At 71.8% G+C, this 8860-nt stretch carries 8 protein-coding genes; 5 read left to right on the top strand and 3 right to left on the bottom strand.

The annotated features are described in order from the left end of the window. Positions 1–625: 625 nt before the first annotated feature. The 3 genes from GCL84_RS00560 to mce form a co-directional block, all read right to left on the bottom strand. The gene (locus tag GCL84_RS00560; RefSeq protein WP_156753324.1) at positions 626–1777 is read right to left on the bottom strand and encodes a coiled-coil domain-containing protein; all 1152 of its coding nucleotides are present in this window, start codon (positions 1775–1777) and stop codon (positions 626–628) included. A gap of 126 nt (positions 1778–1903) precedes the next feature. Beyond that, a complete protein-coding gene (gene ccrA / locus GCL84_RS00555) occupies positions 1904–3235 on the bottom strand; it encodes a crotonyl-CoA carboxylase/reductase (protein WP_156753323.1) in 1332 nt (443 codons plus the stop codon). Between the two features lie 407 nt (positions 3236–3642). Further along, positions 3643–4089 carry a methylmalonyl-CoA epimerase gene (gene mce, locus GCL84_RS00550; protein ID WP_156753322.1) on the bottom strand — a complete coding sequence of 149 codons (447 nt, stop codon included), beginning with the start codon at positions 4087–4089 and terminating at the stop codon, positions 3643–3645. 182 nt (positions 4090–4271) lie between these two features. On the opposite strand from mce, the gene GCL84_RS00545 reads away from it, so the two are divergent. From GCL84_RS00545 to GCL84_RS00525, 5 genes are read left to right on the top strand one after another with little or no spacing between them, the layout of a single operon-like run. Continuing rightward, on the top strand, positions 4272–5459 hold the full coding sequence (locus GCL84_RS00545; RefSeq protein ID WP_156753321.1) for an acetyl-CoA C-acetyltransferase: 1188 nt from the start codon (positions 4272–4274) through the stop codon (positions 5457–5459). After that, a complete protein-coding gene (meaB, locus tag GCL84_RS00540; RefSeq protein ID WP_156753320.1) occupies positions 5405–6376 on the top strand; it encodes a methylmalonyl Co-A mutase-associated GTPase MeaB in 972 nt (323 codons plus the stop codon). The genes GCL84_RS00545 and meaB overlap by 55 nt, the downstream gene beginning before the upstream one ends. 58 nt (positions 6377–6434) lie before the next feature. Then, complete coding sequence (locus GCL84_RS00535) at positions 6435–7073, top strand: hypothetical protein (protein WP_156753319.1); 639 nt, start codon at positions 6435–6437, stop codon at positions 7071–7073. An 11-nt stretch (positions 7074–7084) separates the two neighbouring features. Next, positions 7085–7798 carry an alpha/beta fold hydrolase gene (locus GCL84_RS00530; RefSeq protein ID WP_235925900.1) on the top strand — a complete coding sequence of 238 codons (714 nt, stop codon included), beginning with the start codon at positions 7085–7087 and terminating at the stop codon, positions 7796–7798. A gap of 11 nt (positions 7799–7809) precedes the next feature. Next, a complete protein-coding gene (locus GCL84_RS00525; protein WP_156753318.1) occupies positions 7810–8523 on the top strand; it encodes an alpha/beta fold hydrolase in 714 nt (237 codons plus the stop codon). Positions 8524–8860 lie beyond the last annotated feature (337 nt).

Here is an 8860-nt window from a genome sequence, read left to right as displayed (position 1 = left end):
CCGAACCAGGGTGTGATCGACAGGCACGGTCGTGCGGTGTCCTCGCGTTCGGAACGCTTCCACACCTCGATCTCCGCGGCCGCCATCACCACGCACGCCCCCACGCTGGGCTAAGTAAGTGGCATTGCCACTGGGGGCACCCCTCAGCCCATTCTACCGGCGAAACCCCGCCCCCACCCCGAAGTCGATCATGCCTGTGGACAACCCGAAAACGATCCACAGCGAACCAGCAACGACCCCAGACCAGGGCCGGTGAGCGGACCGCCGCGCCAGCGACGACCGCTGAGCTGCTGAGTCCGCGCCAAGCCGCCCGCACCAGCGGACTCCAGCGCTCCACGAGCGTCCCGCCTTGTCCGCACCCTCCGAACGCGACACCATCCGGATGGGTGAGCTATCCGCAGTCAACCCACGAGTTGGCGGCCAATCGCTCCGCCGACATCGGTGAACAGGCCGTTGTACAGACAACGACTGCTGAGTCCGCGCCGAGCCACCCGCGCCAGCGGGCTCCAGCGCTCCATGGACGATTCGCCCTCCGAGCGCGACACCACACGAACGGGTGAGCTATCCGCGATCACCCCACCGGCCACCAGGTCGGCGGCCCGATCGCTCCCCCGACAACGCCCAGTCAGGGACGGTGAGCAGACCGCTGCACCGGCGACGGCCTGCTGAGGTGCTGGGTCCGCGCCGAGCCATCCGCGTCGGCGGCCACCTCGGCGGGCTCCCAGTGCTCCTTGGGCGGTCCGGCCACGGCGTCCGGCTTGTCCTCGCCCTCCGGGCGCGCCATCGTCCGGGTGGGTGAGTTGTCCGCGGGCGACCCGTCGACCACCGGGTGGGCGGCCAGTCGCTCTTCCGGCAGCGGGTCCAGGACCGGGGCCGCGTCCGCCAACTGGACGTGCGCGTCGGCGATCAGGTCCCTGGCCGAGATGAGCTGGTCGGCGACCTTGGCGCGGAGCTGGCGCAGGGCGGCCACGCGGTTGGTGGCGTGGCTGATGCGGCGGTTGGACTCCTCCGTGGCCTCGCGGACGCGGCGGTGGGCCTCGGTGGTGGCCTCCTGGAGCCTGGCGGTCGCCTCGGTGATGGCGTCGTGGCGGCGGCGGTTGGCCTCGTCGGTGGCCTCGCGGACGCGGCGTTCCGCCTCGGCCTTGGAGGTGGCCTCGCGCTCGGCGAGCTGGCGCATGGAGTCGGTGCGGCGGCCCGCCATGGCGATCTCGAAGTCCTCTTCGACCTGCGTGCGGCGGGCCTCGGACTCGGTCTCGATGCGGGTGGCCTCGGCGCGGGCCCGGCCGACCATCTGGTCGGCGTCGGCGCGGGCCTTGTCGATGACGCCGCGGTGCTCCTTCTCCATCGCGATGCGGCGGGCCTCGAGGTCGGCGGTCATCTTGTCGTAGCGCTGCTTGAGGACCTGGGCGTCGGCCTCGGCCTGGGCGCGGATGTGCGAGGCCTCGGCGCCCGCGCGGCGGCGGGTCTCCTCGGCCTCCTCGGTGGCCAGGCGCAGCATCCGCTGCAGGCGCTCGCTGAGGCCCTCGAGGGTGGTCGGCGGCAGCGACAGCCGGTCGATCTGGCCGCGCATGTCGTCGATCTGGTTGCGCGCGTCCTCGAGCTGCTTGGCCAGGTCACTGGCCTGCGACACGGCCGCGTTGCGGTCGGCGTGCAGGAGCTGCAGGTCCGCGTCGAGCCGTTCCAGGTGCTCGTCGACCTGCGCGCGGCTGTAGCCCCGCTTGATGATGTCGAACCCGGCGCCCAGCGGCACGAGATCGCGGTCCTCGCCCAAAGCCATGCGCTCACGCTACCTGTCCTGCCACCACCCCTTCAGGGCAAGTGGCCGAATCCCCACCGTTCGACGTGCACGGAGCACAAGACACCCGGGTGGCGCCGGGGCAGGCCGGCGCCACCCGGGGGAGACTCACACCCCGCGGAAGCGGTTGATCTCGTTGATGTGCTTGGCGCGCTTCTCCGGGTTGCGCACGCCCAGGCCCTCCTCGGGGGCCAGCGTCAGCACGCCGACCTTGCCCTGGTGGGCGTTCTTGTGGACGTCGAGCGCGGCCTGGCCGGTGTCCTCGAGGCTGTAGACCTTCGACAGGGTCGGGTGGATCAGGCCCTTGTCGATCAGGCGGTTGGCCTCGTAGGACTCGCGGTAGTTGGCGAAGTGCGAGCCGATGACGCGCTTGAGGTTCATCCACAGGTACCGGTTGTCGAACTCGTGCATGTAGCCCGAGGTCGACGCGCAGGTGACGATGGTGCCGCCCTTGCGGGCGACGTACACCGAGGCGCCGAAGGTCTCGCGGCCCGGGTGCTCGAAGACGATGTCGGGGTCCTCGCCGCCGGTGAGCTCGCGGATCTTGGCGCCGAGGCGCTTCCACTCCTTGGGGTCCTGGGTGTTCTCGTCCTTCCAGAACTTGAAGCCCTCGGCGTTGCGGTCGATGATCAGCTCCGCGCCCATCTTGCGGCAGATCTCGGCCTTCTCCGGGCTGGAGACCACGCAGATCGGGATGGCGCCGCCGTTGAGCGCGAACTGGGTGGCGTAGGAGCCCAGGCCGCCGGAGGCGCCCCAGATCAGGACGGTGTCGCCCTGCTTCATGTTGGCGCCGTTGACCGACACGAGCTGGCGGTAGGCGGTGGAGTTCACCAGACCGGGGGACGCGGCCTCTTCCCAGGTCAGGTGGTCCGGCTTGGGCATGAGCTGGTTGGACTTGACCAGGGCGATCTCGGCGAGGCCGCCGAAGTTGGTCTCGAAGCCCCAGATGCGCTGCTCGGAGTCCATCATCGTGTCGTTGTGGCCGTCGGGCGACTCCAGCTCGACGTTGAGGCAGTGCGCCACGACCTCGTCGCCGGGCTTCCAGGTGTGCACGCCGGGGCCGGTGCGCAGCACGACGCCCGCGAGGTCGGAGCCGACCACGTGGTAGGGCAGGTCGTGGCGCTTGGTCAGCGGCGAGAGCTTGCCGTAGCGCTTGAGGAAGCTGAAGGTGGACACCGGCTCGAAGATCGAGGTCCACACGGTGTTGTAGTTGATGGCCGAGGCCATCACGGCGACCAGCGCCTCGCCGGGACCGAGCTCCGGGGTCGCGACCTCGTCGAGGTGCAGCGACTTGCGCGGGTCCTTCTCCCACGACTGCAGGCCCTGGAACATCTCGGCCTCGTCGGCGTGCACGGTGATCCCCTTGTATGACTCGGGGACCGGCAGGCTGCCGATCGCATCCAGCTCGTCGTTCTGGATGGCGTCGAGGATCTTCTGCACGGCGGTACCTCCTGGAGGCAATCGGTTCGTCACCCGGGTTTCCACGCCCAGGTCAAGCGATGTTACTTATGAGTAGCGATTCAGCGCCAGCGGTGTGACCCAGTGCACCCGGAGTACGGGTGCGACACCCCGTCCGTCCGGTGAGGACTCGGACTCCCCGGCGGGGACCGGGTTTCGCCGATCCGGGACCGGGTTCCCGCCTGCGGCGCCGGGGGGCTCAGGGCGCGCGGCGGCCATGGGCGCGGGCGGTTGTTCCGCCAGGGGATCGCTCTCGACGCGGCGCCGGCCTCGTGAGCCGGGCGGCGGGTGGGCAATTCGGACTGTTTCGACCCGGGACCGGGTGATTCGATTCAGCCGGGAAAAAGCGCGTTCCCGGTGGGGATCGGGGCGCGTTTTCCGCTATTCGGTCAGTGGTTTTCCGCGGGTTGCACCAATTCGACGAGCACGCCGCCCGCGTCCTTGGGGTGGACGAAGTTGACGCGGCTGTCGGAGGTGCCGCGCTTGGGCTTGTCGTAGAGCAGGCGCAGGCCCTTGGCGCGCAGCGCGTCCGAGGTCGACTCCACGTCGGCCACCCGGTAGGCGAGCTGCTGCAGGCCGGGGCCGTTGCGGCCGATGAACTTGGCGATCGTCGAGCTCTCGTTGATCGGGGCCAGGAGCTGCACCGCGGTGCCGGTCCCGTCGTCCCCGGGGGCGCGCAGCATCGCCTCGCGCACGCCCTGCTCCTCGTTGACCTCCTCGTGCACGGACTCGAGGCCGAAGTGGTCGCGGTAGAACGCGATCGCGGCGTCGAGGTCCGGCACGGCAACGCCGACGTGGTCGATCGCGACCACGTGCGGCACCAGTGCTTCGCTCATGGGCGAGCACGATACGCGCGACCTACCCATCGGTAACTCTTTGCTGTGCGGCTACTCACACAGCATCGTGGCGAACCCGTCACACGCGGGTATGGTCCCCGTTAACGCACGTTCGCCGCGCGCTTTATCCGTTTGCCCGGACCGCTCCCGTCCGGTGCGCAAGAGCCGCTTAGGAGACCGCCGTGTCCGAAACCGTCATCGTCGCCGGGGCACGCACGCCCGTCGGCCGACTCCTGGGGTCGCTCAAGGACTTCACCGGCGCCCAGCTCGGCGGCGTCGCCATCAAGGCGGCGCTGGAGAGGGCCGGTGTCGCGCCGGAGCAGGTGCAGTACACGATCATGGGCCAGGTGCTGACCGCGGGCGCGGGCCAGATCCCCGCCCGCCAGGCCGCCGTCGCCGCGGGCATCCCGATGGAGGTCCCGGCGCTGACCATCAACAAGGTCTGCCTGTCCGGCCTCGACGCCATCGCGCTGGCCGACCAGCTCATCCGCGCGGGTGAGTTCGACATCGTCGTCGCCGGTGGCCAGGAGTCGATGACCCAGGCGCCGCACCTGCTGCCCAAGTCGCGCTCGGGCTTCAAGTACGGCGACGTGACCCTGCAGGACCACATGGCCTACGACGGCCTGTTCTGCGCGTTCGACCAGGTCGCCATGGGCTCGTCGACGGAGAAGTACAACACCCGCTACGGCCTGACCCGCGAGCAGCAGGACGCCTTCTCCGCCGCCTCGCACCAGAAGGCGGCCAAGGCCATCGCCGAGGGCCGCTTCGCCGACGAGATCGCGCCGGTGTCGATCCCGCAGCGCAAGGGCGACCCGGTCGTGTTCGACACCGACGAGGGCGTGCGCGGCGAGACCACCGCCGAGAGCCTGGGCAAGCTGCGCCCGGCGTTCGCCTCCGACGGCACCATCACCGCCGGGTCGGCCTCGCAGATCTCCGACGGCGCCGCGGCCGTGGTGGTCATGCGCAAGTCCAAGGCCGAGGAGCTGGGCCTGAGCTGGATCGCCGAGATCGGTGCGCACGGCGTCGTGGCCGGGCCGGACGCCAGCCTGCACGAGCAGCCGTCGAACGCGATCAAGGCGGCGCTGGCCAAGCAGGGCCTGACCGAGGGCGACCTGGACCTGGTCGAGATCAACGAGGCCTTCGCCGCGGTCGGCGTCGTCTCGACCGACAAGCTGGGCGTGGCCGAGGACATCGTCAACGTCAACGGCGGCGCGATCGCGCTGGGTCACCCGATCGGCGCCTCCGGCGCCCGCCTCGTGGTGCACCTGGCCTACGAGCTCAAGCGCCGCGGCGGCGGTGTCGGCGCGGCCGCGCTGTGCGGCGGCGGTGGCCAGGGCGACGCCCTGATCATCTCGGTCCCCAAGGCCTGAGCTTGGCCCGCCTGCTCGATGTGAGCGACCTGGTCGAGGACGCCAGCCCGCAGTTGCGCGAGGTGGCCGCCGCACTGGCCCCGCACACCGGCCGCGCCGAGGTCATCGGCCTCACCGGCTCCCCCGGCGTGGGCAAGTCCACGACCACCTCGGCCCTGGTGTCGGCCTACCGCGCCCTGGGCAAGCGGGTCGGCGTGCTGGCCATCGACCCGTCCTCGCCGTTCTCCGGCGGCGCCCTGCTCGGCGACCGCATCCGGATGCAGGACCACGCCACCGACCCGGACGTGTTCATCCGGTCCATGGCCACCCGCGGCCACCTCGGCGGCATGGCCTGGGCGACCCCGCAGGCGCTGCGGGTCATGGACGCCGCGGGCTTCGACGTGGTCCTCATCGAGACCGTCGGCGTCGGCCAGTCCGAGGTGGACGTGGTGTCGCTGGCCGACACGACGCTGGTGCTGCTGGCCCCCGGCATGGGCGACGGCATCCAGGCCGCCAAGGCGGGCATCCTGGAGATCGCCGACGTGTTCGTGGTGAACAAGGCCGACCGCGACGGCGCGGACACCACCGTCCGCGAGCTCAAGTACATGATCTCCCTGGGCCGCCGCGAGCTGCGCGGCCCGAGCTGGCGCCAGCCCATCCGCAAGACCGTCGCCGCCCGCGGCGAGGGCGTCGAGGGCGTCATCGAGGCCATCGGGTCGCACCGGGAGTGGCTCACCGCCCACGGCGAGCTCGCCGAGCGGCGCGTGGTGCGGGCCCGGACCGAGGTCGAGGCGATCGCCCTGGAGTCGCTGCGCGCCCGCCTCGTGGACCTGCACGGCGGCGACAGCCTCGACCGGCTCGCCAAGCGGGTGATGGCGGGCGACCTGGACCCCTACCAGGCCGCCGACGCGCTGATCGCGGAGATCAAGGACAGTTGACCAGCGACTATCGGGTGCGGCGTTGTGAGCCGCTCCCGCGTGCGCTTGCATTGTCACCATGACCACCTCTCCCCACACCTGGCGCGACCAGGAGCCCGCTCCCACCGGCCGCGCGGTGAGCGCGGAGGTCGACGGCAGGCAGGGCCTGCTCATCCCCGTGCGCCAGGCCAAGACCCAGGCCGGGGTCATCCTGCTGCTCGTCGGTCTGGCGCTGCTCGGCCTGGCCGCCTGGGGCCTCACCGGCGGGGCGTCCTTCGGGGTCGTGGCCGGCGTGGCCGCCGCGCTGATCGGCCTGCTGCTGTCCGCCTCCGGCGTGTTCGCCCTGCGCAAGCCCAAGGGGCACAACGGGTTGCTGCTCTCCCCCGAGGGCATGACGCTCGCCTGGTTCCCGCCGACGGTGACCGTGCGCTGGGAGCAGATCACCGACGTCCGCCCGGTGGTCCTGCGCATGGGCAAGTCCAAGGGCGCCCTGACCCACAACTACCTCGGCGTCGCCGCGACCCCCCGCGACGCCGCCGGGAGCAGGCTGCGCGGCACCGCGGCGAGGTTCGCCCCCGACCTGGCCTTCGTGATCGCCATGCGCACCGTCACAGTCGACCAGCGGCTGGTCCTCAAGGCCGTCCGGCACTACCACGCCAACCCCGGCGACCGGGCCGAGCTGGGCACTGACGCGGCGGTGACCCGCGTGCACGGGTGAGACTGGGCACCGTGGAACCGCTGATCCTGCTGCACGCCTTCCCACTCGACTCCCGGATGTGGGACCGCGTGCGGGCCCCGTTGGCCACCCGCACCGAGGTCGTCGCCCTGGACCTCCCCGGCTTCGGCGGCACGCCCCTGCCCGACGCCGAGCCGTCCCTCGAGGTGGTGGCGGCCGAGGTCGTGCGCCTGCTCGACGACCTCGGCGCCGACCGGGTGGCCCTCGCCGGGGCGTCCCTCGGCGGCTACGTGCTGATGGCCATGCTGCGGCTGGCCCCGGAGCGGGTCGGCCGGGCGCTGTTCACCGGGACCAAGGCGACGGCCGACACCGACCAGGCGCGCGCGGGCCGCGAGGAGATGGCGCTGCGGGCCGAGCGGGAGGGCACGGGCTGGCTCGCCGACGCCATGCTCCCCAACCTGCTCACCGCCGAGGACCCCGAGCTGCGCCGGGTCGTCGACGCCCAGCCTGCCGCCACGGTCGCCTGGTACGCCAGGGCGATGGCTTCGCGGCCGGACTCCCGCGAGACGCTGCGCGCGCTCGACCTCGACGCGCTGGTGGTGCACGGCGCGAACGACCCGATCATGCCCCGGGAGGCCGCCGCGGACATCGGCCACCTGACCAGCTCCCCCGTCCACTTCGTCGACGGCGCGGCGCACCTGCCCGCCTTCGAGCGGCCCGAGGCCTTCCTGGAGCTGGTCGTCCCCTGGCTCACCGACCGGCGGTGATACTGGGGCCCATGGAGACGATCATCCTGCTGCACCCCTTCCCCCTCGACTCCCGCTTCTGGGACCGCGTCCGCGAGCCCCTCTCCACCCACGCCGAACTCCTCGCCCCCGACCTCCCCGGCTGGGGCGGCTCCCCCCTGCCCACCACCGAGCCCTCCCTCGACACGGTGGCCGCCGAGGTCGTCCGCCTGCTCGACGACCGCGGCCTGGACCGGGTGACCGTCGTCGCGGCGGCGCTGGGCGGCTACGTGCTGATGGCCATGCTGCGGCTGGCGCCGGAGCGGGTCTCGCGGGCGGTGTTCACCGGCACGCAGGCGGTGGCCGACTCGGAACAGGCCCGCGCCACCCGCGCCGAGGTCGTGCGCCGGGCGTCGGCGGAGCAGGGGCTCTCGTGGCTGGCGGACTTCATGATCCCCAACCTGCTCACCGCCGAGGACCCCGAACTGCGCCAGATCATCGAGGACCAGTCACCGGAGACGGTGGCCTGGTACGCCAAGGCCATGGCGGCGCGGCCCGACGCCCGGGAGACGCTGCGGGCCCTGGACCTCGACGCGCTGGTGGTGCACGGCGGCCAAGACCCGATCATGGCCGCGGCGGTCGCCGAGGACATCGGCCACCTGACCAACGCCCCGGTCCACTTCGTCGACGGCGCGGCGCACCTGCCCGCCTTCGAACGGCCCGAAGCCTTCCTGGACCTCGTCGTGCCGTGGCTCACGAAGCACTGACCAGCAGCTTGATCATCGGCGAGGACGCCCCTCACGCGGCAGGCTGACCCCGGTTGCGCACCAGCGGCCGCCGGTGATCGATCAACCGACCACGACCGGAACGCCGCTGTCACGAACGCCCGCGCGGCAGGCACAACACCACCCACCCCACCCCGCTGCGCTCCCGGCACCCCAGCCAACCGGCCCGATCACCTCCGCGCCCACTCCCGCGCGACATCAAACCCCGCCACACCTCAAGGGCAATGCCGCTTACTTAGCCCAGCGTGTGGGCTGTGGGGTCGTGCGTGGTGATGGTGGCCGCGGAGATCGGGGCGTGGAAGCGTTCCGAACGCGAGGA

The sequence above is a fragment of the Actinokineospora pegani genome (genome assembly GCF_009745975.1).
Taxonomy (GTDB): domain Bacteria; phylum Actinomycetota; class Actinomycetes; order Mycobacteriales; family Pseudonocardiaceae; genus Actinokineospora; species Actinokineospora pegani.
The sequence above is the reverse complement of the archived record's forward strand: the minus strand, read 5'-3'. Positions and strand labels throughout refer to the sequence as shown.

Excerpts from the sequence above, each read along its gene's own strand:
- GCL84_RS00560 (WP_156753324.1), bottom strand. The coding sequence starts at position 1,777 with ATGGCTTTGGGCGAGGACCGCGATCTCGTGCCGCTGGGCGCCGGGTTC.
- GCL84_RS00525 (WP_156753318.1), top strand. The coding sequence starts at position 7,810 with ATGGAGACGATCATCCTGCTGCACCCCTTCCCCCTCGACTCCCGCTTC.
- GCL84_RS00535 (WP_156753319.1), top strand. The coding sequence starts at position 6,435 with ATGACCACCTCTCCCCACACCTGGCGCGACCAGGAGCCCGCTCCCACC.
- mce (WP_156753322.1), bottom strand. The coding sequence starts at position 4,089 with ATGAGCGAAGCACTGGTGCCGCACGTGGTCGCGATCGACCACGTCGGC.